The 22272-nt window shown below is 65.0% G+C and carries 21 protein-coding genes; 11 read left to right on the plus strand and 10 right to left on the minus strand.

All coding sequences use genetic code 11. From position 1 onward, the window contains the following. Positions 1-144: 144 nt before the first annotated feature. Positions 145-1434 carry a c-type cytochrome gene (locus ABIG06_RS26020; protein ID WP_199751314.1) on the plus strand — a complete coding sequence of 430 codons (1290 nt, stop codon included), beginning with the start codon at positions 145-147 and terminating at the stop codon, positions 1432-1434. A gap of 41 nt (positions 1435-1475) precedes the next feature. Here the strand turns inward: ABIG06_RS26020 and ABIG06_RS26025 are convergent, their stop codons facing one another. Next, positions 1476-3446 carry a 4Fe-4S binding protein gene (locus ABIG06_RS26025; protein WP_124158446.1) on the minus strand — a complete coding sequence of 657 codons (1971 nt, stop codon included), beginning with the start codon at positions 3444-3446 and terminating at the stop codon, positions 1476-1478. Positions 3447-3610: 164 nt separating this feature from the next. On the opposite strand from ABIG06_RS26025, the gene ABIG06_RS26030 reads away from it, so the two are divergent. From ABIG06_RS26030 to ABIG06_RS26075, 10 genes are all read left to right on the plus strand, one after another. After that, positions 3611-4351 (plus strand): biotin/lipoate--protein ligase family protein, encoded by a 741-nt coding sequence (locus tag ABIG06_RS26030; RefSeq protein WP_370139123.1) that lies wholly within the window; start codon positions 3611-3613, stop codon positions 4349-4351. Next, a complete protein-coding gene (locus tag ABIG06_RS26035) occupies positions 4348-4887 on the plus strand; it encodes a DUF6505 family protein (RefSeq protein ID WP_370139124.1) in 540 nt (179 codons plus the stop codon). The genes ABIG06_RS26030 and ABIG06_RS26035 overlap by 4 nt, the downstream gene beginning before the upstream one ends. Beyond that, entirely contained in the window at positions 4884-5891 is a 1008-nt protein-coding gene (locus ABIG06_RS26040) for a DUF6352 family protein (RefSeq protein ID WP_124158448.1), read from the plus strand. The genes ABIG06_RS26035 and ABIG06_RS26040 overlap by 4 nt, the downstream gene beginning before the upstream one ends. Further along, complete coding sequence (locus ABIG06_RS26045) at positions 5888-6403, plus strand: DUF3305 domain-containing protein (protein ID WP_124158449.1); 516 nt, start codon at positions 5888-5890, stop codon at positions 6401-6403. The genes ABIG06_RS26040 and ABIG06_RS26045 overlap by 4 nt, the downstream gene beginning before the upstream one ends. Continuing rightward, positions 6400-7017 carry a DUF3306 domain-containing protein gene (locus ABIG06_RS26050; protein WP_124158450.1) on the plus strand — a complete coding sequence of 206 codons (618 nt, stop codon included), beginning with the start codon at positions 6400-6402 and terminating at the stop codon, positions 7015-7017. Before ABIG06_RS26045 ends, ABIG06_RS26050 begins: the two co-directional genes overlap by 4 nt. Before the next feature lie 131 nt (positions 7018-7148). Beyond that, positions 7149-7928 carry a molecular chaperone TorD family protein gene (locus ABIG06_RS26055; RefSeq protein ID WP_124159045.1) on the plus strand — a complete coding sequence of 260 codons (780 nt, stop codon included), beginning with the start codon at positions 7149-7151 and terminating at the stop codon, positions 7926-7928. A 29-nt stretch (positions 7929-7957) separates the two neighbouring features. After that, on the plus strand, positions 7958-8167 hold the full coding sequence (locus ABIG06_RS26060) for a twin-arginine translocation signal domain-containing protein (RefSeq protein WP_124158451.1): 210 nt from the start codon (positions 7958-7960) through the stop codon (positions 8165-8167). A 14-nt stretch (positions 8168-8181) separates the two neighbouring features. Further along, positions 8182-11124 (plus strand): formate dehydrogenase subunit alpha, encoded by a 2943-nt coding sequence (locus ABIG06_RS26065; RefSeq protein WP_370139125.1) that lies wholly within the window; start codon positions 8182-8184, stop codon positions 11122-11124. A 13-nt stretch (positions 11125-11137) separates the two neighbouring features. After that, a complete protein-coding gene (fdh3B, locus tag ABIG06_RS26070; RefSeq protein WP_027571966.1) occupies positions 11138-11734 on the plus strand; it encodes a formate dehydrogenase FDH3 subunit beta in 597 nt (198 codons plus the stop codon). Positions 11735-11774: 40 nt separating this feature from the next. Continuing rightward, positions 11775-12776, plus strand: a complete 1002-nt coding sequence (locus tag ABIG06_RS26075; protein ID WP_370139126.1) for a formate dehydrogenase subunit gamma — start codon at positions 11775-11777, stop codon at positions 12774-12776. A gap of 27 nt (positions 12777-12803) precedes the next feature. Here the strand turns inward: ABIG06_RS26075 and ABIG06_RS26080 are convergent, their stop codons facing one another. The 9 genes from ABIG06_RS26080 to ABIG06_RS26120 form a co-directional block, all read right to left on the minus strand. Further along, on the minus strand, positions 12804-13007 hold the full coding sequence (locus tag ABIG06_RS26080) for a hypothetical protein (protein ID WP_424578413.1): 204 nt from the start codon (positions 13005-13007) through the stop codon (positions 12804-12806). A 194-nt stretch (positions 13008-13201) separates the two neighbouring features. Beyond that, positions 13202-14260, minus strand: coding sequence for a UDP-glucuronic acid decarboxylase family protein (locus tag ABIG06_RS26085; protein ID WP_370139128.1), 1059 nt, complete (start codon positions 14258-14260; stop codon positions 13202-13204). 11 nt (positions 14261-14271) lie between these two features. Further along, the gene (locus tag ABIG06_RS26090; protein ID WP_370139129.1) at positions 14272-15396 is read right to left on the minus strand and encodes a CgeB family protein; all 1125 of its coding nucleotides are present in this window, start codon (positions 15394-15396) and stop codon (positions 14272-14274) included. Then, positions 15393-16481: a CgeB family protein gene (locus ABIG06_RS26095; protein ID WP_370139130.1), complete on the minus strand. Its 1089-nt coding sequence runs from the start codon at positions 16479-16481 to the stop codon at positions 15393-15395. The genes ABIG06_RS26090 and ABIG06_RS26095 overlap by 4 nt, the downstream gene beginning before the upstream one ends. Next, positions 16478-17611 carry a CgeB family protein gene (locus tag ABIG06_RS26100; RefSeq protein ID WP_370139131.1) on the minus strand — a complete coding sequence of 378 codons (1134 nt, stop codon included), beginning with the start codon at positions 17609-17611 and terminating at the stop codon, positions 16478-16480. Before ABIG06_RS26100 ends, ABIG06_RS26095 begins: the two co-directional genes overlap by 4 nt. After that, positions 17608-18720 (minus strand): glycosyltransferase family 4 protein, encoded by a 1113-nt coding sequence (locus ABIG06_RS26105; protein ID WP_124158459.1) that lies wholly within the window; start codon positions 18718-18720, stop codon positions 17608-17610. Before ABIG06_RS26105 ends, ABIG06_RS26100 begins: the two co-directional genes overlap by 4 nt. Beyond that, positions 18717-20003 (minus strand): TIGR04295 family B12-binding domain-containing radical SAM protein, encoded by a 1287-nt coding sequence (locus ABIG06_RS26110; RefSeq protein ID WP_370139132.1) that lies wholly within the window; start codon positions 20001-20003, stop codon positions 18717-18719. Before ABIG06_RS26110 ends, ABIG06_RS26105 begins: the two co-directional genes overlap by 4 nt. Continuing rightward, complete coding sequence (locus ABIG06_RS26115) at positions 20000-21061, minus strand: SDR family NAD(P)-dependent oxidoreductase (RefSeq protein ID WP_370139133.1); 1062 nt, start codon at positions 21059-21061, stop codon at positions 20000-20002. The genes ABIG06_RS26110 and ABIG06_RS26115 overlap by 4 nt, the downstream gene beginning before the upstream one ends. Then, positions 21061-22173 (minus strand): NAD-dependent epimerase/dehydratase family protein, encoded by a 1113-nt coding sequence (locus ABIG06_RS26120; protein WP_370139134.1) that lies wholly within the window; start codon positions 22171-22173, stop codon positions 21061-21063. Before ABIG06_RS26120 ends, ABIG06_RS26115 begins: the two co-directional genes overlap by 1 nt. Positions 22174-22272 lie beyond the last annotated feature (99 nt).

A 22272-nucleotide genomic window follows, 5' to 3' on the forward strand; every position in this document is an offset into this window, starting at 1 on the left:
GAGTCCGCCTGGAATGCAGGCCGCTCCTGAGGGTTCGTCCAAGACCACGACGGCGCCGCCCAAGTAGACCGCTCCCGTATATTCATCTTGGCCGCCTGTTCTGGCAATCTTGAGAGGGTGAATGTCAAGCAGGGCCTGCCGGAGATGAGGAGATCACCTTTGTGCGCGAAGGTGGCCGTAGCGCTGTGGGCTATCTTTGCCGGATCATCCGTGCACGCCGACATGGTCGGACACGGTGGCCCGATTCGGGCTCTTGCCGTTTCCCCGGATGGGGAGGACCTTCTCTCCGGCAGCTTCGACACGGCGGCCATCCGCTGGTCGCTCAAGACGGAGACTGCAGAGCAGGTGTTGCGGTATCATGCCGGTGGCGTCAATGCCGTTGCCTTTCTGAAGGACCGCCGGCTGATCACGGCCGGCGCCGACGCGCGAATTGCAGTGTGGACGGCGGGGCGGCCGGAGCCGGACCGGGTGCTGGAGGGACATGCCGCTCCGATCGTGGCGCTTGCTGTGTCGCCCGACGGGGCCCTGCTCGCATCGGCGTCATGGGACCGGACGGTGCGACTCTGGTCGCTGTCGGACGGCACGTCGCGCGTGCTCGAAGGGCATACGCAGAATGTCAACGGCGTCGCTTTCGCGCCGGACGGCGGGCTTGTCAGCGTCGGCTACGATCTTGCGCTGCGCATCTGGCGTCTGCCGGATGGCCAGCCTGAAATCGTGACATTGCCGGCGCCGCTGAACGCCGTGGCGGTGGCGCCGGATGGTGAAATCGTCACAGGCGCGGTCGATGGCAGGCTGCGCATGCTGACCAAGGACGGCAAGGTCAGCGGCGAGGTCGCGGCCAGCCCGACACCGGTGGTGGCCTTGACGATGTCGGCGGACGGCGCGTTGATCGCTGCGGCCGGCATCGGCGGCACAGTGGCGATCATCGATCGCAAGTCGCGCACCCTGCTGCGCACGCTGGTCGGGCCCGGGCTGCCGGTGTGGTCGGTCGTCTTCCTTGCCGATCGCGAGACGTTGATGACGGGTGGTGCGGACGGCAGGATCAGGCGCTGGAATGCGCGTACCGGCGATCCCATCGGTTCAAGCCTGACCGGCACACCGGCCGACCCGCTTGCGGCCTATGCCGGCGATCATGGCGCCGATGTATTTCGGGCGTGTGTTGCCTGTCACACGCTGTCGGACAAGGAGGTGCAGCGTGCGGGTCCGACGCTTGCGGGACTATACGGCCGCAGGATCGCTTCGTTGCCGGGATATCGCTTCTCTGATGCGCTGAAGACGATGGACATCGTCTGGACACCGGAAACTGTCGCAAGACTGTTCGAAATCGGGCCAAATGCCTACACCCCCGGCACCAAGATGCCGGAGCAGCGCATCGGCTCGGCCGAGGATCGGCGCGCACTCACCGAGTTTCTGGGCCGCGTGACATCGCGATAACAGCCGCTTCCGGCCTTGCGGAGACGTCCACTTCGTCTAGTCTAGTCCTTGCGCTCGCGCTGGCGCAGATAGTCATCCGTCGTCCGCGGCGGCGTTCGTTCCGGAACGCCCTTGAACGGATCGAATTGCTGCTCGCTCATGACGACGACGCGGCAGTCCGCACACATCCTGAGTGCCTCGATCCGCCGGTCGCCGGCCGGATACATCCAGTGCCGGCCCTCGAGCTTGGCCGCGATGCGGTCGATCGTGCTCTTGACGCCGAAGGCCGTGCCGCAGCGGACGCAGAGCGCGGGCTCCTCTTCCTTGATGATCGTCGCGGGAGCGCGCGCCGCACGGAAATCGATCTGCGGCTTGAGGCTGATGACCTTTTCCGGACAGGTGCTCTGGCACAGGCCGCATTGCACGCAGGCATCCTCGATGAACTTCAGCACGGGCCGCTCGGGATCGTCGCGCAGCGCGCCTGTCGGGCAGGCCGAGACGCAGGAGAGGCACAGCGTACAGCCGTTGGTGTCGACGGTGATTGCGCCGACCGGCGCACCTTGCGGCAGCGCGATCACGTCGACCGGCTGCGGCGCCAGCCGATGCAGCTCGCTGAGGGCGAACCGCAAGAGGTCGCGCCGCTTGCCGACGGTCCTGAAGGTCGCGGGGGTCTCGACGACTGCGAGCGTTCCTATGTCAGTCAAATGCTCGCCGAGCGCATCGGGATCATCCGTTTCGATAGTGGCGAGGCGACGGCCCGCAAATCCGAGGCCGCCGAGGATCACGTCGGCCATCGCGATCGTCTGCGTCAGTCCGGTCACGTCGTGGCGCGGCCTGGCACGGAGCAGGAAGCGCACGGCGGATACGCCATAGGCAAAGGCGCCGACAATCGCTTCCAGCCCCAGCTGTGTGAGCTCGTTGACGGCAAAGGGAAGCACGTTCGCCGGCAAGCCGTCGCCATGCCGCGCCAAGGCATCGATCAGAGGCGTGCCGTGCGGGCTGTCATGAAAAAGCAGCACCGCATTCGCACCACCGGCCTCGCGATAGGCGAGCAGCATGGCGCGAAGTCTCTGAAGCTGCGTATCGGCGGGCGGCAGCGCGTAGGATACCGCGCCGGTCGGGCAGGCCGCCGTGCATTGGCCGCAGCCCGCGCAGACGTTCGGATCGATCGCGACATGATCGCCGGCGGGCGTGATCGCCCCGGTCGGGCAGAGATCGAGGCAGCGGTGGCAGCCGGTGCGCTTCGAGCGCGAATGGGCGCAGAGCGCAGGCGCAACCTCGACATATCTAGGCTTGTCGAAGCTACCGATGAGATCGCGTGCGGTCAGCACGGCGCGCAGCACTGCAGCGGGATCTTTCGTGTCGGCGCGCAGATAGCCGTCGCGCAAATCGTGGGCAGGAAACAGCGGCATATCGCCGGAAAGATCGAGGACGATATCGCAGCGCGAGGTGACTCCGTTTCGCGGCGGGTCAAGTATGTAACGATCGCGCGAGGAGGGGCGGGGACGCGCATAGTCGTCGATCGCCAGCTCGAACGCGCCGAAGTGTCCCTTTGCGGAGCGGATCGTACCCTTCACGATCGGGAAGACCGTTGCAGCTGGCGGCACCGTATCATCGAGCTGCTTCAGCATCACCGTGACGTCGAGGTGATCGGCAAGCAGCCGGCCGGCTTCGATCGCGGCCTCGTCGCGTCCGTAGATCAGGATCACGCCCTCGCTCGACAAGGTGACGAGCGGATAGTCCGGGGCGGGGATGGAGGCGGATGCGAGCAGGGCGGCCATTTTCGCCCCGGCGCGGGCGCCGTCGCGCGACCAGCCGGCCGTCTCGCGGATGTTGACGAAGCTGATCGCATCAGCACGTTCGCCGGCCTCCTCCGAGAACTGCGCCGCCTGCTGCGTGCAGGCGACCGTCAACACGCCTTCTGCTGCGGCGATCTTGCGGAAGTGGTCAAGCTCCGCACCGCAGAGGTGGCGAAAGCCCTTGACCTCGCTGTTCGGGCATCCGCGCCGGACCGCGGCCACGTCGAGGGACATCGTGTCTTCGCACGAGCAGATCAGGACGGTCTTCGCGGGCTGCTCCAGGTTAACCCCTCCGCCATTCGGACGCCGACGACGGACTCGCGCCGGCCCTTCGCCTCGTATAGACATTATCCATCGGGAAGAAAAGGAAAGCGGAGGACGGCCTGCCGTCGACCCCAGTGAGCCATGTTTCCCTGGCGGAACCGATCCACCTGCCGCCGCCGTTCACATTGGTGCGGTTGCGCGAGAGCGGCGACGCTTTTGCCCATGCATGCCGCATTGCACCGGAGAGCGGCGCCGGAACACTTGTCTATGTCGGCCGCTTCGACCTCGCAGAGTTCGCCGTGGTGCTGGAGCCGGCTGAGCCCTTGCGCAGCGCGCGGCGCGCGTTCTACGCCGGCATGATCGCGCTCACCGATGCGCTTCGCGCCTATGCGCCGCCGCGCAAGCCGATCACGATCGGCTGGCCGGATGCGGTCAGGATCGACGGGGGGCTGGTCGGCGGCGGACGGATGGGGTGGCCATTCGCAGCTGACGAGCATGCGCCGCCGCCCTGGTTGGTTTTCGGCGCCATGATCCGGACGGTTGCCATGAACGATGACGATCCAGGCGTCCACCCGCTGGCCTCGGCACTCGACCAGGAAGGCTTTGGCGAGGCGGGCGCTGCGCAGATCACGGAGAGCTTTGCCCGCCACCTGATGCTGGCGCTGGATGGCTGGCGGGTTGACGGCTTTGACAGCGTCGGGCGCGAGTATCTCGCTCGGATGCCGCGCGAAAGGCAGACAGTTCAGCGCATTGACGATTGCGGCGATGTCCTGACGCGCCGCATCGGGACGGATACGATCCAACGAAGCGACCTCGTGCAGGCGCTCGCGACGCCGTCCTGGCTTGATCCGGCCCTCGGAGGACCGCGCCTGTGAAGCTCCTGCGCACCATCGCGCTCGATCCCTCCGACACCTTCGTGTTCGACGTGGCGGCGGAACCCGGCGAATGGGCCGTCTCAGGCGCTTTCCGCTTCTGGGAGCACGACGGTGCGAAGCTCGAGGGCAAGGCGCGGGCGGCGTTTCGCGGTGGTTTCCTCGGGGTGCAGTCCTGGGGCTGGTCGACGCTGGCGCAGATCGTTCCGGCAACTGAAGACGATCGTCGCAGCCTGGTCGATCTCCTCGCCAGGCAACTCGTCGATCGCTTCGGCGCGCCGGACATGACGGCGGCCAAGACGGCCGCGGAGGAGGAGGTTGCTTTCGCGCAGTCGCTCTGCAGCCATCCGATCAGCTCTCTCATTGCAGTGCACCGCAGCTCGAGCGACGGCGAAGTCCGCGAGTCCTTCCGCCGGCTGCAACTGCGGGAAGGGCAGGGGCACAGCAAGGCGTTCTCGTTCATGGAAATGGAGGACGACGTGCAGCCTGACGGCGATCTCAGGCTTGCGGATCTCGGCCGGGAGCCGACCATCAGATGAACGATTTCTGGATCGCCTGCGGTCATCATCTGCTCGATCGCGACGAGGGCGGCGGGCTCCGCGTCACAGACGAATTCCTCAAGGCCTATTTTGCCCGTCCCGAGCTGATGCCGCCGGACGACGCATGCCCGGTCGAACGCCGGCTGCACCGCGAATTGCTCGCCGACCCGCGCCAGGCGGTCAGCGCCGGCGAAATCGCCGGGATAGTCGATGCGGATGCCCGGGAGAATTGGCAGTTCGTGCTGGCGTTCCGCGATCTTCTGTTGCGGCACCCGACGCTCGAAGCCGCCTATCTCGCATCGGTGCGGTCAGGCGCGAACGATTTGCCGCCGCTGTTCGTCAACCAGCTCGTGCACGTCATCCTGCGGAACGCGCTCCATGGCTGCGACGACCCGTTCGTGCTGCGCGCGGCCGAATTGTTCTTCCGGACCCAGCGCATCCTGCCGCATGAGCACGCCCTGTTGCTCGGTGACGAGGAGGTCGTCGGTGGCCGGAGCCCGACCCCCGTGCTCTCTCTCATGTCGATGCTGGGCGCGACTTCCGATACCGTGGTCGAGGTGTTGAACGAGGAGAATACCGGGGCCTATTGGCAGCGCAGCGACCAGTTCGACATGGCCCTCGACCTTACGGCCGGCGGCCGCGGACCGGTTGCCCTGGCGCAGGCGATGACGCGCTGGGTCTCCCATCTGCTCGGCATCGAGGTCGTGATCGAGCCGCTTCGCGCCCTGCACGAGGCAAAGCTCACCTGGTATGTCGGGCTTGATGCCGACGCCACGAGGCTCGGCGACCGTCTGTGGCACGGCGACGAACTCGGCGAGCGCGACGCTGACCGTGTGCTCGCGCTGTTCCGCCTGACATTTGCGGATTCGAGCCGTGCTCTTGACGATGTTGGGGGTGAACCGGTCTACCTGATCCTGTCGATGACGGCGGATCAGAAGCTCCGGATGAAGCCGCAGAATCTGCTGACCGGGTTGCCGGTGAAGCGCCTGGAGATGGCGACATGAGCCCCGCGGCGTTTCCCTCCCTCTCGATTGCTGTCGGTGTCGTGGTCGAGCGGCGCAAAGCCGACTCGCCGTGGGCCGATTTCATCTGGCGCGGAATTGCCGTCCTGCCGGACGAGCCGGCGACACAACCCTGGACCGTGCTTCGCGAGCAGGACGGCTCGACCTTGTTTTATGCCGGACGCGCTACCGTCGATCTCTATCCGTCCGAGACGGCGCGCTATCGCGACAATCTCGCTTCCGGCAGTCCCAGCATCTGGACTGTGCTGTCGCCCTCGGAAGGCGCCTGGCCCTTTGCCGTCACCGCGGCGACCGCCGACCCCGCTGAGGGCGAAGGCTTTACCGAAGCCGCCGACAATCTCGTCGAGGCCGTGCCGATGCCGGAGGTGCTACGCAAAGCGATTGAAAGCTTCGTGGCGGAGCACCATGTCGAGCGCGAATTCGTCAAGCGCAAGCGGCGCCGCGCCGACCCGGAGGCGCTGGCACGGCGCGAACATGAAGGCGGACAGGAATGAGTGAGGAGGAGTTCCTTGCACGTTGGTCCCGCCGCAAGCGCGAATCGCAAGCGGAGTCTGCAAGGCCTGCCGCGGCGCAGCCTACGCCGCCGTCCGAGGTCACGGACGACGAGCGTGAGTTCGATCTCTCCAGTCTGCCGTCGATCGACGACATCAATGCTGCGACCGACATTACAGCCTTCCTCAGCAAGGGGATTCCTCGGGAGTTGAGCCGTGCGGCTCTTCGCCGCGCCTGGACGAGCGATCCCGCCATTCGCGACTTCGTGGGGCTTGCGGAGAATGCATGGGACTTCAACGATCCGACTGCGATGCCGGGTTTTGGACCACTGGATTGCTCCTCGGAAGAGCTCGCCGCACTGGTCGATCGCATTGTCGGCGGAGTGCGCGAGGCGGCCCAGTCTCTCTCCGAGGCGTCGATCGAAACAGCGGATTCTTCGGCGGAATTGCATCAAGCCGATGAGACATCGATTTCCAATGTCGTTGAACCATCGCATGAGACGGAGCACCTGGCCCTGGCCGTTCCCGTTGCAGTGCAACCAAAAGCGGCTGGGAGATCTGCGGAATCTGCCGAGCCCATCAAGCCCCGTACGCACGGCGGTGCACTGCCGCATTGAGCAGCACGACCAAAGGCTATAGGCCCGCGCTATGGCAGGCGATTGACGGTCCGTGGAACCGGGATTACGCTGTCTATTGCTTTGTAACAAAAGCGATAATCAAGCAGACGGGACTTGGATGGGAGGTCCACGTGCGTGATGACGGGCTTGATCGCGCGATCGACGCCGCAGGCGGCGTTGCTCAGCTTGCGCGCAAAATAGGCATCAGCCAGCCCTCCGTGTCGAATTGGACCCGCGTGCCCGCACAACGGGTGGTTGCGGTCGAAACCGCCACGGGCGTTTCTCGGAACGATCTGCGGCCCGATCTTTACAGTGAGCAAGCCGTCCCAGCGGAGCTCATCGATCCCGTCGATGCTGCGCGCGGGCGGGAATATGCGCTGCTGGCAACGTTGCTGTCCGCGCCGCCGTCGAAACGATTGCTTGAGCAACTTGCGGCATTGACTGGCGACGCGACGCCGCTTGGCCGGGCGCATGCCGCGCTGGCCGACGCCGCCGCGAGCGCTGTCGCGGCGGAGGTCGAGCGCGAGTATTTCGATCTGTTCGTTGGGCTCGGCCGCGGCGAATTGCTGCCCTATGCCTCTTACTATCTCACCGGCTTTCTCAATGAACGGCCTTTGTCGCGCCTGCGCGGTGACCTGACGGCGCTCGGTATCGAGCGGGTTGCCAACAATTCCGAACCCGAGGATCACGCCGCCATCCTGTGCGAGATCATGTCGGGCCTTGCCGATGGCGGCTTCGACGCCTCGCCCGAGACGCAACGCGCCTTTTTCGAAAGGCATGTGTCGCCGTGGATGGGGCGGCTGTTCGCCGACATCGAGAGCGCCGGCGATGCCCGTTTCTATCGGGCGGTCGGCGTGCTCGGTCGTACCTTCATCGAGATCGAGACGGAAGCATTCACATTCGCCAACTGACCGAGGCGCGTTGGTGCGGGAGAGCTGCGATGAGTGACGAGACGAAAGCAAAGGTCGGACGCCGCGATTTCCTTCGCAAGGTCGGCTTGGGCACGGCCGGTGTCGGCGCGACCCTGGCGACACCGTTGGTCGGGTCCGCGCAGGCGGACAGCGAAAGCAACGATGAGAAGCGCAAGGCGCGCTACAAGGAATCCGACCACGTGAAGACGTTCTACCGCGTCAATCGTTATCCGGCCTGAGAGGGAGGCTGCCTGTGCTTATCAAGCGAACACACCAGCGTTCCGATCGCCGAGGTTCCGTCGCCGAATCCCTTGCGGGCCAGGGCGGGGGACTTGATCGCCGCACGTTCCTGCGCAAGTCCGGCCTGGCCGGCGGCGCTCTCGCAGCGTTGGGGACCATGCCCGTCGTCAACGTGCGCAGGACGGAAGCGGCCGCTGCCGGCCCGCTCGCGGCCGGCGCCACCGTCAAGAAGAGCGTCTGCACGCATTGCGCCGTAGGCTGCACCGTGACGGCGGAAGTGCTCAATGGCGTCTGGATCGGGCAGGAGCCGAGCTGGGATTCGCCGATCAATCGCGGCTCGCATTGCGCCAAGGGCGCTTCGGTGCGCGAGCTCGTGCACAGCGACCGCCGCCTGCGCTATCCGATGAAGCTGGTGAACGGGCAGTGGACGCGCGTGTCGTGGGACACGGCGGTGAACGAGATCGGCGACAAGCTGCTCCAGGTTCGCGAGAAGTCGGGCAGTGATTCCGTCTACTGGCTCGGCTCGGCCAAGATGACGAACGAAGGAGCCTACCTGTTCCGCAAACTCGGCGCGTTCTGGGGCACCAACAACACCGATCATCAGGCGCGGATCTGCCACTCCACCACCGTCACCGGCGTCGCCAATACCTGGGGCTACGGCGCGATGACGAACAGCATCAACGATATGCGCAACTCCAAGACGATGCTGTTCATCGGCAGCAACGCCGCGGAAGCGCATCCCGTCAGCATGCAGCACCTGCTGGAATCCAAGGAGCTCAACAAGGCGAACTTCATCGTTTTCGATCCGCGCCTGACTCGCACCGCGGCGCATGCCACCGAATATGTCCGGATCCGTCCCGGCACCGACATTCCCGTGCTCTACGGCATGATGTGGCACATCCTGAAGAATGGCTGGGAAGACAAGGAATTCATCGCCCAGCGCGTCTACGGTTTCGACGACCTGCGCAAGGAGGTCGAGAAGTGGAACCCGCAGGAGGTCGAGCGCGTCACCGGCGTGCCCGCCGCGCAGCTCGAGCGCGTCGCCAAGATGTTCGCGACGGTCAAGCCCGCGACCATCATCTGGTGCATGGGCCAGACCCAGCACACGGTTGGCACCGCCAATGTGCGGGCGAGCTGCATCGCGCTGCTGATGACCGGCAACGTCGGAAAAGCCGGCGCCGGCGCCAACATCCTGCGCGGCCATGACAACGTGCAGGGCGCGACCGACGTCGGCCTCGATATCGTGACGTTGCCGTTCTACTACGGCCTTGCGGAGGGCGCCTGGAAGCACTGGTCTCGGGTCTGGGAGGTTGATTACGATTATCTCGTCTCCCGCTTCGACGAGAAGAAGCTGATGGAGACGCCAGGCATCCCGCTGACGCGGTGGTTCGATGCTGCGTTGTTGCCGAAGGCCGATGTCGCACAGAAGGACAATGTCAAGGCCGTATTCGTGCAAGGCCACGCCAGCAACAGCATCACCCGCATTCCGGAGTCGCTGAAGGGCCTGAAGGCGCTGGAGCTGCTGGTGATCGCCGATCCGCACCCGACCACCTGGGCGTCTCTGGCGGTCGAGGCGGGACGCAAGGATGGCGTCTATATCCTGCCTGTGGCCACGCAGTTCGAATGCAAGGGATCGCGCGTCGCCTCCAATCGCTCGATGCAGTGGGGCGAACAGATCGTCAAGCCGATCTTCGAGTCCAAGGACGACCTCGAGATCATCTATTTGTTGGCGAAGAAGTTCGGCTTCGCCGACAAGATGTTCAAGAACATCAAGGTCGAGAACGATCTCCCGGTCGCCGAGGATGTGCTGCGCGAGATCAACCGCGGCAGCTGGTCGACCGGTTATTGCGGGCAGTCGCCGGAACGCATCAAGGCGCACATGAAGAACCAGCACAAGTTCGACCTGGTGACGTTGCGTGCACCCAAGGACGATCCGGAGGTCGGCGGTGACTATTACGGCCTGCCTTGGCCGTGCTGGGGCTCGCCCGAGGTGAAGCATCCCGGCTCGCCGCTGCTCTACAACAACAATCTGCACGTGATGGATGGCGGTGGCGCGTTCCGTCCGCGCTTCGGCATCGAACGCGAGGAAAAGCTGCCGGACGGCGCGACGCGGAAGGTGAGCCTGCTCGCCGACAAATCCTTTTCCAAGGGCTCGGAGATCGAGGACGGTTATCCCGAGTTCACGCTGGCGAGCCTGAAGAAGCTCGGCTGGGACCAGGATCTCACCGAGGCTGAAATGGCGACGATCCAGAGAGTCAATCCGGCCAATCCGGACGCGGTGTCCTGGGCGCTCGACCTCTCCGGCGGCATCCAGCGCGTCGCGCTGAAGCACGGTTGCGTGCCCTTCGGCAACGGCAAGGCACGCATGAATGCGTTCGGCCTGCCGGACCCGATTCCGGTGCACCGCGAACCGATCTACACGCCGCGCGTCGATCTCGTCGAGAAATATCCGACCTTGCCCGATGCCAAGCAGTTCCGCCTGCCCAATATCGGCTTCTCGGTGCAGAAGGCGGCGGTGGAAAAGGGGATCGCAAAGCAGTTTCCGCTGATCCTTTCCTCGGGCCGTCTCGTCGAATACGAAGGCGGCGGCGAGGAAACTCGCACCAATCCATGGCTCGCGGAATTGCAGCAGGACATGTTCATCGAGATCAGCCCGGCCGATGCCGCCGATCGCGGCATCAAGGACGGCGGCTGGGTCTGGGTGAGCGGTGCCGAGAACAATTCACGTGCCAGGATGAAGGCGCTGGTGACCGAACGCGTCGGCAAGGGCGTCGCCTGGATGCCGTTCCATTTCGGCGGCTGGCTCGGTGGCAACGACCTGCGCAAGAACTATCCCGCCGGAACCGATCCGATCGTGCTCGGCGAGAGCGCCAACACGATCACGAGCTACGGCTACGATCCTGCGACGGGCATGCAGGAGCCGAAGGTCACGCTTTGTCAGATCGTCGCAGCCTGAGAGGAGCACGCACATGGCTCGGATGAAATTTCTCTGCGACGCTGATCGCTGCATCGAGTGCAACGCCTGCGTCACCGCCTGCAAGAACGAGCATGAGGTGCCTTGGGGCATCAACCGGCGCCGCGTCGTCACCATCAACGACGGCAAGCCGGGCGAGCGCTCGATTTCGATGGCCTGCATGCACTGCACCGACGCGCCCTGTGCGGCGGTGTGCCCGGTGAACTGTTTCTACACCACCGCAGATGCCGTGGTGCTGCACTCCAAGGACCTCTGCATCGGTTGCGGCTATTGCTTCTATGCGTGCCCGTTCGGCGCGCCGCAATATCCGAAGGTCGGGAACTTCGGCTCACGCGGCAAGATGGACAAATGCACCTATTGCGCCGGCGGCCCTGAGGCCGACGGCAGCAAGGAGGAGTACGAGAAATACGGTGCGAACCGGCTGGCCGAGGGAAAGCTGCCGCTATGTGCCGAAATGTGCTCGACCAAGTCGTTGCTTGCGGGCGACGGCGAGATCATTGCGCAGATCTACAAGGAGCGCGTCATGAAGCGCGGCTATGGCTCGGGCGCATGGGGCTGGAAGACCGCATATCGCGAGACAATCGAGTCCTGACGTGGGCAGCCGAAGGGCGCGCAAGACCGGGGAGGACGTGATGACGTCGTTTGGAAGGTTCATTCGTCTGGCGTTGGGCGCCTGGGCGCTGCTTCTCTTGATGACGGTAGTGCCCGCGAGTGCTCAGCAGGTCAACCCGACGGCGAGCGCGGTCAAGGAGCAGCAGCTTCTGCAGGAGCTCAACCGGATTCAGGGCCGCGTCAGCATTCCCGATCAGCGCTCCGGCGTTCTCGAGCAGCCGCAGGGACGGGAATGGCGGGAATTCCGCAACGTGACGCTGCGGTGGATCGGCGGCATTGCCATCCTCGGCATGATCGCAGGCATCGTGATCTTCTATCTGACCGTGGGGATGGTGCGGCTCGAAGCCGGACGGTCGGGCCGCACCATCGTGCGCTTCAACGGATTCGAGCGGTTCGTGCACTGGATGACGGCAAGCTGCTTCATTGTCCTGGCCATTTCCGGGCTGAACATCACGTTCGGCCGACCGTTCCTATTGCCTTTGATCGGATTCGAGGCTTTCTCGGAATGGTCGCAATGGGCTAAGTACGCTCACAACTATCTGAGCTTCCCGTTCACCATCGGCGTCGTCCTGATCTTCCTGATGTGGATCGGCGGCAATATTCCGAGCAAGGTGGATATCGAATGGGCGAAGCGCGGCGGCGGCCTGATCGGACATGATCATCCGCCGGCCTACCGCTTCAATGGCGGCCAGAAGATGATCTACTGGATCGTCGTGATCGGCGGCGGGCTCGTCGCAGCGTCCGGATATGCGCTGATGTTCCCGTTCTACGGCACGGGAATCGAGGGCATGCAAATGGCCCAGATCGTCCACTCGATCGTGGCGGTCCTGTTCGTCGCGGCGATGATCGCGCACATCTATATCGGCACCATCGGGATGGAAGGTGCGTTCGAGGCCATGGGCTCTGGCGAGGTCGACGTCAACTGGGCTCGCGAGCACCATAGCCTCTGGCTCGACGAGCAGAAGGCGCGAACCGGACCGAACGACGGACAACCGCAACCCGCAACCGCGGCGGCCGAATAGGCCGGAGCAGCGACGCGGCGCTCCGACCTACTGAGCCGGCTCTTTCGCAAACAGGACGGAGCGGTCCTGCAGCTCCTGCTCGGGTAGCCCGTTCGCCTGGCCCGTCTGCATGTCTTGAATGGATGCCATGCCGTGCTGACCGGAATGGAACACTGCATGCGACCTGAACACGTTGCTGGCCGCACCGGCGAGAAGCATGGCTGCAATAAGCGAGAGCATGAGGGGTTTCATGCGTATCTCCGTCTGCCATCTCCACCCGGCACGACGAATACATCCAGATTGTCCGGCCGGATGTGAGCCACTTCACAGCGATCGGTTCCACATGCGTTGAAACGGAGCCTGTTCTGCAAGCAGCCAGCACTTGCGCCATCAACATGCAAGCCATCCGCTACGCGGGACCTCGCCCCAACGATGTGCCATCACGGTTAATCGGACAGAGTGAGCCTGCCGCGTGCCGGGTGTCGCGTCTTGCGCGGGGCGATGGCCGGCACCAATGCGGGCGACTCCCCCGCGAGGCGGAGCGCAAAATAGGCGATGGTCGCTTGAAGACCGTCTTTTAGGGCCACCCGCGGACGCCATCCCAGAATCTTCTCCGCTGCATCGATCACGGGCTTGCGCCGCTTGGGATCGTCCTTTGGCAGCGCTTCGAAGCGAAGCGGGGAAGCCGATTCGGTGCACGCCAGAACTTCACGAGCGATCGCCTCGATCGTGACCTCGTGCGGATTGCCGAGATTGCATGGACCGGTGACAGAGGCGGGGCTCTCCATCAAGAGCTGAAGCCCCCGCACGAGATCGTCGACGAAGCAGAAGCTGCGGGTTTGCGTGCCTTGGCCGTAGATCGTGATTGGCTCTCCGCGCAAGGCCTGCACGATGAAGTTGGAGACGACGCGCCCGTCATTCTCGAGCATGCGAGGGCCATAGGTGTTGAAGATGCGGGCGACCTTGATCTCGGTCCCCTGCGTGCGCCGGTAGTCGAACATCAGCGTCTCCGCGGCGCGCTTGCCCTCGTCGTAGCAGGCCCGCGGTCCGATCGGGTTGACGTTGCCGAGATAGGATTCCGGCTGCGGATGCACTTCCGGATCGCCGTAGACCTCGCTGGTGGAGGCCTGAAGGATCCGGGCGCGCTTCTGCCGCGCGAGCTCGAGCAGGTTGATCGAGCCGAGCACGCAGGTCTTCATCGTCCCGACCGGATCGGTCTGATAGTGCCGGGGCGACGCCGGGCAGGCGAGGCTGTAGATCCGATCGATATCGCCATCGATCTCGATGGGATCGCGGACGTCATGCTCGACGAAGCGGAAGTTCGGGTGATTGAGCAGCGGCCGGATGTTGTCAGTGCTCCCCGTGAACAGATTGTCGAGGCAAACGACCACGTTGCCGCGTTGCAGGAGCGCGTCGCAGAGATGCGATCCGATGAAGCCGGCGCCGCCGGCGACCAGGACCGTCGGCGAGCGGCGGGAGGCATGGATGCGGGTCTGGAGCGTCATGATATGGCCTTTCAGAGTTGGGCGACCTGCATGGGGCGAGCGACGGGAAGGGACGCCGTCTTGCGGCGGCGCCGCGCGGATGCCTCGGCGTAGTAGGTCTCCAGCTGCTGGGCGCGATGGTCGGGGGTGTGATCGGCGAGAACCCGCCGCCGTGCGTTGTGAGCGATCGTGCGCCGATGCTCCTCCGGCATGTCGCGCAGGATCTCGACGACTTCGCGCGGGCTGGATGCCAGCAGGATTTCCCGCGACGGCGCGAAAATCGTCTCGATCCCGGGCCATCGGTCCGAGATCACGGGCGTGCCGCAGGCTGCGGCCTCGAACAACCGGACGCTCGGGGAGAAGCCCAGCGCTTTCATGTCTGCGCGGGTGGCGTTCAGGGTGAAGCGTTGCGCGGTATAGAACGTCGGATGCCGTTCCGGCGAGAGGTGCTCGATCCGGGCGACGTTGGCGGGCCAGGCGATATGTTCGGGATATTGCGCGCCGGCGACCACGAACTGCTCCGAGGGCATCGTGCGCGCCGGTGTAAGCAGCAACTCGTCGAGAACCGGCTGCCGGTCATCGCTGTAGGTCCCGAGATAGCCGAGAGCCCATTTCGGCTGCGCCTGCTTCGGTGGGTCAATCTCCGCATTCGCGCTGCAATAAAGGACACGCGCGAGCGGACTGCCGTAGCTCTGCTCGATCATGCCCGGCACCGGTCCGCCGGTGAAGGACAGATAGAGATCGAAGCGCGGGATCATTGTGGCGGAGAGATAGTCGAGGCCCTGTTCGAGCCGCGCCAGTGTGACCGGCGTGTCGATGTCGTAAAATGCCGTGACGCCTCTCGCATGGGTCGTCGTCCATTCGGCAATCGCGATGCCGTCAGGAACGTAGGAGCCGACGATCACCAGATCGGCATCGCGGATCAGCTTGCCGAAACGGCGCGGAATATCCTTCAAGGATTGGTAGAGCTCGACAGTCCAGCCAGAGGGCTTGGTCAGGTCACGGTGATCCCGATACCAGGGCACGTCCCGCTCCAGGAACGTGACGCGGTGGCCTCGTCGTGCCAGGGCTTCGATCAGGGCGCGGTAGGTCGTAGCGTGACCATTGCCCCAGGACGAAGTGACCGAAAGTCCGATGACGACGATGGAGAGGTTCATTCTGCTGCCTCGATTCGCGAGCTGCGGGCGACGAAGAGATCGTTGAACTGGCGGGCGCGTTGCCGGTAGGTGTGTTGGCTCAGGATGCGCGTGCGGGCGCGGCGGGCGATCGAGCGGGCCCGCTCTGGATCCAGCGCGGCGAGGTGCCCGGCGACCTCGGCTCCGTCAGCAGCGACCAGAACCTCGCGGCCGGGTTCGAGAAAATGATCGATGCCGGCCCATTGATCGGTGATCAGGCAGGCGCCGGCGCCGATCGCTTCGAACACACGCGTTGGCGGTGAGAAGCCGTAGCGCGCCATGCTGTCGCGATTGACGTTCAGTGTGGCGAGAGCGGAGCCGAAAAACGCGTTGTGATCGGCGGTGCCGACATGGCCGACCTTGCGCAGATTGGCGGGGGCATCCTTGTCGTCCCAGCCGGAGCCGCCGAGCACGAAGGCCTTGCCGGGCAGCCGGCGTGCAACGTCGAGGAAGAAACGCTCGACGCGCTGCTCGCGATCAGGCAGGCGGTTCGCCAGCAGGCTGAGATCGCAGGCGAAGCGCGGATTGGGCGGCGCCGGAAAATGCGTGGCCGGATCGAGCGCATTGTAGATCGGCACGCAATCCCGCGCGCCCATTGACCGATAGGCGGACACGACGCCGTCGCCGCCGCCATAGGTCAGGACCATATCGTAGGACGGGATGGCGCGGCGCAGATGATGCTGTGGATCGCTGTCCATGGTTTCGAGCGTGGCGGGAGCATCGACGTCCCAATAGATCCGGATCAGCCGCGACGGCAGCTCGGCCACTGCGTTCTCCAGCTCCAGATCAAAGACGCCGACGCCGCTGGCCTTGACCAGCATGTCGGCCGATCGTGCCGCTTCAGCGAGCGAGCGGCGCCAGCCGTCCGGGGTCGCGGGATAGACGATCACTCTGGCCCAATCCGGGTCGTCGATGTCCCGATGCGCCTGGCGCGCGAAGGCGTCGGGTTCGTAGAAGGTGACGTCGTGGCCGAGCGACGCAATCTCCTTCAGCATGCCGCGATAATAGGTGGCGGCGCCGTTCCAGTAGGACGAGACGAGGCTGGATCCGAAGAAGCAGATCTTCATGCGACGGCTCCGATATGATGCTGAGGCTGTGACGGGCGGCCGGACTCGCGGATGTCGGCGACGATGCCGACGAGTTGCTCGGCGCGATGGCGGCAGGTGTGGTGATCCCGGATCGTCTTCAGCCCCGCGTTCACCATCGCGGCAGACATGTCTCGATCCTCGCGCACGGAGCGAAGCGCACGCTTCATCTGCGTGCCGTCGGCGACGCTGAGATAGGCGCCATCGGGGAACATGCCTTCCGCATCCGACCAGGGCGCCGAAACCAGGGGAAGGCCGCAGGCCAGCGCCTCGAACACGCGGATGGTCGGAATGCCAGGAAGCAGGCGTACGTAAGGCCCGCGCGGCACATGGATGGTCGTGCGTGCGCCGGCGAACGCGATGGGAGCGCGGTGTGCCGGCAGCCAGCCGCCATAGCGGATGCCTGCGCTCCTGATGGTGCGGAGCGCATCGTCCGAATAGCGCACGCCATAAACGCTCGTGCGGAGATTCAGCTCCGCCGCGGGCTCAACCAGGAATTCGTTGAGCTCGGCGCTGCGCTCGCCGTCCCCCCAATTGCCGATCCAGACCAGATCGTCGGTCCGCTCGACCTGCGGCAGCGGATGATACAGCGCGACATCGGCTGCCTCATGCCAGGTGAAGGCTCGGTCGGCCCAGCCGAGCTTCAAATAGATCTGCCGAAGCACTTCGCCGAAGGCGAGCACGCCGTCGAATCCATCGAGATCGAATTGGGCAAGCTCCTCAGGCGCGCTGACGGCGCGGTGATGAGTGTCGTGGAACAGCAGGGTGAAGCGGGCGCCTTGCGCGCGCCTGCATCCGATCTGCGCGATGAGATCTGGCGAATTCCATTCATGCACGATGACGAGATCGGCGCCGTCCAGCGCCCGCTCGAGATCGAGGCTGGTGTCATAGCGCCGGATGTCGATGCCGGGAAAGAGGGTGGGAATGTCCTCCATCGCATCATGACTGCCGCCTTCGCGGATGGCGTTCAGCCGGCTCCAGCCGTCGATGGGCTCGTACACGACGACCTCGTGCCCGAGCGCCTGGAGCTCGCGCGCATAGCCACGTAGGAAATGCGCATTGCCATTGTTCCAGCAGGAGGTGAACGCATGATAGAACAGGACGCATTTCATGCGCGCACCTCGATCTCGCTGGCCGCCGCGCTCGTCCGGCGCGATGCGATCAGGTCCTGGTAGAGACCAAGATAGGCACTCGTCATGCGCGTCAGCGAATAGGTCAGGGATTGCTCATAGGCGGCGCGTTGCAGCCGTGCTCGACCCGTATCATCGGCGCAAAGCTCCGCGAGGGCCCGATGCAGCGCATCGCTATCGGCCGGATCGAAGAACAACGCAGCCCCGCGCCACAACTCGCGGAACGTCGGGATGTCGGAAAGGACAAGAGCGCAACCCGCGGCAGCTGCTTCCAGCACCGAGAGGCCGAACGGTTCATAGAAGGCGGGACTGACGAAGATCGCCGAGTGCTGCAAGCGCGCGGCCATGGCTTCGTGCGGCAATTCGCCGAGCCAGGTGACACCCGTCGACAGACGTGCATCGATGGGACCGGCCACCTCGACCGGCCAATCCAGCCCGGGCGCGGCGGCGGCAAGAGCTTCGATGTTCTTGGCGCGGTCCCACAGCCGTCCGGCCGCGAAGATCAGATCCTGCTTCCGTCCCGCAGGATCGCGAGGCGCAATTCCGTTCCAGATCACTGCCCCGCGCGATCGCGGCTGGTAGATCGCCGTCATGTCGTCGTAAAAGGCTCTGCTTGGACACACCCAGGCCTGCACCATGTCGAGCGCCGCAGCGACCCGTTCGCTGTAGCGGCGCCATCTCGGCTCGCTGAGCCAGCCCGTATCGTGGCAGGCCAGCGCCCAGGAATTGACGCAGGAATGCGCCACCAGAACCGTCGGGGCGTGCCAGGCAAGGGTTGCTTCGCGAAAGCTATTCAGATGGACGATATCGGGGATCAACGTGGCTTCGAGATTGGAGAGCACGCGCTCTGCCTCGGGCACGTTCCGCCCTTCCGGATCCTGCCATTCGAGTGCCAGATCCGTTTCGATCAGGTGCACCCGGGTGTCACGCAGCATATCGCGCTGATCGACCCGCGCCCGCGGCCCCAGCGTGACGAGCGTGACCTCGGCACCGGACGCCGCAAGATTTGACGCGAGGGCGCAGGAATAGGTCCAGACGCCACCGACCGTGTCGGTCGTCATCATGATCCTGATGTCGGCGCCACGGTTCATGAGGCCACCTGGAGTTCGAGGCTGTCGAGCGGGACCGGGCGATCGTTCTGCACGTCGCTGAACTGGTCGAACATCGCCAGATAGTGCCGGTGCGCGCGCTCCCAGGCGACATCGTCGGGCTCGCCCCAGAGCTTGCGGTAGTCGGGAGAGCCGGGATACGGATAGAGCGGCACCGGATCGTTGGCCCAGACCCCGGCATCCTGCATGGTGCGGCGCCAGCGCTGCACGATGGGATCGTCGTCCTCGGGCACCTCGATCAGATTGGCCTGCACGAAGGGGACGTGGCGGCGGGCTTCGACCAGCCGGTCGGCGAGCTGATCCGTCGTCATCTTGCAGTTCTTGGCGAGCGCGGCGCGCCCTTCCACCGTCAGGCTCTCGATGCCGGCTTCGATCGAGACGCAGCCGGCGCGCCCGAGCAGGGCGAGCATGTCGGGTTTCCATAGATCGATCCGCGTCTGCACGCCGAACTTCAGCCCGCGGGTCGTCAATCCTTCCAGCAGCTCGCGATTGGGAAGAAAGATCTCGTCGATGAAGTAGACATATTCGATGCCGTGGTCGCGCAGGCGATCGATCTCGTCGAGAATGACGGCTGGGGGCCGCTTGCGATAGGCGTTGCGGAAATTCTCCTTGGCGCAGAACGTGCAGTTGTAGGGGCAGCCGCGCGAGGCCTCCACCTCGGCGCCCGGCGCCGCGGGCTCGGCCTCGAAGCGGTGATGATGATGATGGTGGCGCCGGATCATTTCGTCCGGCCAATCGAGCGCTGGCTGATTGCTGAACGCGACCGCCTGTGGGCCGCCATTGACCCGGAGCGAAGCGCCGTCCACGAAGCACAGGCCCGGAAAATCCCGCTCGCCATTGGCGAGCCGCAGCAGGGACGCCTCGCACTCGCCCATCACGACGATGTCGACGCCGAGCTTCTTCAAGGCCGTCTTCGGCGTGGTCGAGCCATGTGGGCCTACCGCGATCAGGGTTGGCGCAAGGTCGCATACGACGCGCGCGAGCTGCTGCGGCACCCGAAGCTCCGGCGGTGCGCAGCGCCAGAACAGGTATGTCGGCGCCGTCGTGAAGACGATCTGATCGGGACCAAAGGCGCGCAGTTCGGCCTCGATCTCGCGCAGCGACAGATCGAACATGTGCGCATCGAGCAGCAGCGTCTTGTGCCCGGCCGCTTTCAGATAGTGCTCGGAGATGCCGAGCTCGAGCGGAAGGTGAGGGGAGCGGCAGCCGAAATAGATGCTTCCGGTAAAATCCCAGTTCGGGTTGACGAGGGCGATCCGCGTCATGCCAGGGCCTCGCTTCTGCCGAGTGATCCGAAGCGGCTGTCGAGCCAGGTGTGGAGCGAGCGCAGTCCGTCGGCGAGGGACATTTGCGGCGTCCAGCCGAGCGCGGTGGCCAGCGCGCGGGTGTCCGTCACGTACCAGGGCTGATCGCCCGGTCGCCAATCGGCAAAGCGATAGGCAACATTGCGGCCCGTCAGATCGGCGATGCGGTCGATCAGCTCGAGCAGGCTGACCGCATTCGCCGGCCCGCCGCCGAGATTGAAGACGCGCCCGCGGGCAAGCGCGATGTGGTCAAGCGCCGCGAGCCAGGCGCTCACCGCGTCCGAAACGTGCAGCGCGTCGCGGACCTGCTTGCCGTCGCCGTAGATCGTCAGCGCCTTGCCGCGGATGGCGCTGAGCAGGAAGTGCGCGATCCAGCCCTGGTCCTCGGTGCCGAATTGCCGAGGCCCGTAGATGCAGCTCATCCGCATCACCACGGTCTGCAGCCCAAACACCCTTGCATAGTCATGGACGTATTGATCGGCCGTGCCCTTGGAGCATCCATAGGGGCTGTAGAAATCCAGCGGTGCGTTCTCCGAAACGCCGCCGGCGAGCAGGTCGCTGACCGGCGTGTAGCGTCGGCCAGAGAGTGCGATCTCGCTGTCCTCGATCAGGCGCCCATAGACCTTGTTGGTCGAGGCGAAGATCACCGGCGCCGCGTTATTGTGCAGGCGAACGGCTTCGAGCACGTTCAGCGTGCCGCGCGCGTTGATCTCGAAATCGGCCGAGGGATCGCTGACGCTGTCGGTGACGGCGACCTGGGCTGCGAGGTGCAGCACGGCGCGCGCCTCGCGCACGGCGTCGATCACCGGAATCGGGTCGCGGATATCAGCCACCGTGATCGTGACGCGGTCGCCGTGCCGGGATTTCAGCCATTGTGCGTTCTCGCGTACGCCGGCGCGGGCGAGATTGTCCAGCACCAGAACGCGATCGCCCCGCTCGGCGAGGCGGTCGGCGAGATTGCAGCCGATGAAACCGCAGCCGCCGGTGACCAGGACGTGTCTGTTGTCTCGTTCGCTCATCACGCGACCAGCCCTCGTTGCAGCAGCTCCCGGGTAGCCCGCTCCGCCTGATCATCGGCGATCTGGTCGGCGAGGTACTCGGCGAGCCCTTCGAGACCATCCTTGAACGCGACATGCGGCTCGAAGCCGAGCAGGTCGCGTGATTTGCCGATGTCGGCGAAACAGTGCCGGATGTCGCCGGCGCGGTATTTCCGCGTGATCTCGGGGACGATCTCGCGCCGCCCCATCACCTCGGCCAGATCCTCGGCCACCGAGAGAATGGTGCGGCTCCCACCCGAGCCGACGTTGAAGACGTCCTGGCTGTGGTCGGATTCGAGCGCCATGCGGCAGGCGCGGGCGACATCGTGCACGTGGACGAAGTCGCGCCGCTGCAGGCCGTCTTCGAAGACGAGCGGCGGCCGGCCGTTGAGCAGCCGTGCGGCGAAGATGGCCAGCACGCCGGTATAGGGATTGGACAGCGCCTGGCGCGGACCGAACACGTTGAAGAAGCGCAAGCCGACGGTCGGAATGCCGTACGCCTTGCCTGTGATCAGGCACATGCGCTCCTGGGCATACTTGTTCAGCGCGTAGATCGAGCTCAGCGACGGCTGCTTCGTTTCGGGGGTGGGCACGGGGTCGAGCGGATGACCCGCGGTATCCCGCAACTCCCACTCGCCTTTGCGGAGCTGCTCGACCGGCCGTTCGTCGCACGCGACGACGCTCCCGCCGCGCTCGCGATAGAGGCCCTCGCCGTAGATGCTCATCGAGGATGCCACCACCAGCCGTGCGACCGGGCGCTGGGCCAGCGCCTGGAGCAGCACGGCGGTGCCAAGCTCGTTCGTTCTGACATAGGGCTCGATGTCGTACATGCTCTGGCCAACGCCGACGGCGGAGGCGAGATGCAGGACCATATCGGCGCCGTGCAAGGCCTGCTCGACGGCGAGTGCATCGGTGACATCGCCGACGACGAGTTCCGCGTCGTCGGCGAGATAGGCAGGCCGCTGACGGTTGCCGCCGTGGACCTGGGGCGAGAGATTGTCGAGAAGGCGGACGTCGTACCCGGCCGCAAGCAGTACGTCAGCCGTATGCGAGCCGATGAATCCCGCGCCTCCAGTAATCAATACTCGCGTCATTCATCGCTCCGCGCCGCATGGGACCGATCCGTTCGGATCGATCGATGATGAGAGTTGAAGCGCGCTTTGGCTTGGTCGGGCGACCGGCGCGCCAGTCAC

It is taken from the genome of Bradyrhizobium sp. USDA 326, assembly GCF_049739485.1.
Classification (GTDB): Bacteria; Pseudomonadota; Alphaproteobacteria; order Rhizobiales; family Xanthobacteraceae; genus Bradyrhizobium.

Bases quoted from the DNA above. Each gene is read 5' to 3' on its own strand.
- ABIG06_RS26095 (WP_370139130.1), bottom strand. From the start codon at position 16,481: ATGAAGATCTGCTTCTTCGGATCCAGCCTCGTCTCGTCCTACTGGAAC.
- fdh3B (WP_027571966.1), top strand. From the start codon at position 11,138: ATGGCTCGGATGAAATTTCTCTGCGACGCTGATCGCTGCATCGAGTGC.
- ABIG06_RS26050 (WP_124158450.1), top strand. From the start codon at position 6,400: ATGAGTGAGGAGGAGTTCCTTGCACGTTGGTCCCGCCGCAAGCGCGAA.
- ABIG06_RS26040 (WP_124158448.1), top strand. From the start codon at position 4,884: ATGAACGATTTCTGGATCGCCTGCGGTCATCATCTGCTCGATCGCGAC.
- ABIG06_RS26100 (WP_370139131.1), bottom strand. From the start codon at position 17,611: ATGAAATGCGTCCTGTTCTATCATGCGTTCACCTCCTGCTGGAACAAT.
- ABIG06_RS26115 (WP_370139133.1), bottom strand. From the start codon at position 21,061: ATGAGCGAACGAGACAACAGACACGTCCTGGTCACCGGCGGCTGCGGT.
- ABIG06_RS26045 (WP_124158449.1), top strand. From the start codon at position 5,888: ATGAGCCCCGCGGCGTTTCCCTCCCTCTCGATTGCTGTCGGTGTCGTG.
- ABIG06_RS26120 (WP_370139134.1), bottom strand. From the start codon at position 22,173: ATGACGCGAGTATTGATTACTGGAGGCGCGGGATTCATCGGCTCGCAT.
- ABIG06_RS26080 (WP_424578413.1), bottom strand. From the start codon at position 13,007: ATGAAACCCCTCATGCTCTCGCTTATTGCAGCCATGCTTCTCGCCGGT.
- ABIG06_RS26110 (WP_370139132.1), bottom strand. From the start codon at position 20,003: ATGACGCGGATCGCCCTCGTCAACCCGAACTGGGATTTTACCGGAAGC.
- ABIG06_RS26025 (WP_124158446.1), bottom strand. From the start codon at position 3,446: ATGTCCCTCGACGTGGCCGCGGTCCGGCGCGGATGCCCGAACAGCGAG.
- ABIG06_RS26020 (WP_199751314.1), top strand. From the start codon at position 145: ATGAGGAGATCACCTTTGTGCGCGAAGGTGGCCGTAGCGCTGTGGGCT.
- ABIG06_RS26090 (WP_370139129.1), bottom strand. From the start codon at position 15,396: ATGAACCTCTCCATCGTCGTCATCGGACTTTCGGTCACTTCGTCCTGG.
- ABIG06_RS26085 (WP_370139128.1), bottom strand. From the start codon at position 14,260: ATGACGCTCCAGACCCGCATCCATGCCTCCCGCCGCTCGCCGACGGTC.
- ABIG06_RS26075 (WP_370139126.1), top strand. From the start codon at position 11,775: ATGACGTCGTTTGGAAGGTTCATTCGTCTGGCGTTGGGCGCCTGGGCG.
- ABIG06_RS26105 (WP_124158459.1), bottom strand. From the start codon at position 18,720: ATGAACCGTGGCGCCGACATCAGGATCATGATGACGACCGACACGGTC.
- ABIG06_RS26060 (WP_124158451.1), top strand. From the start codon at position 7,958: ATGAGTGACGAGACGAAAGCAAAGGTCGGACGCCGCGATTTCCTTCGC.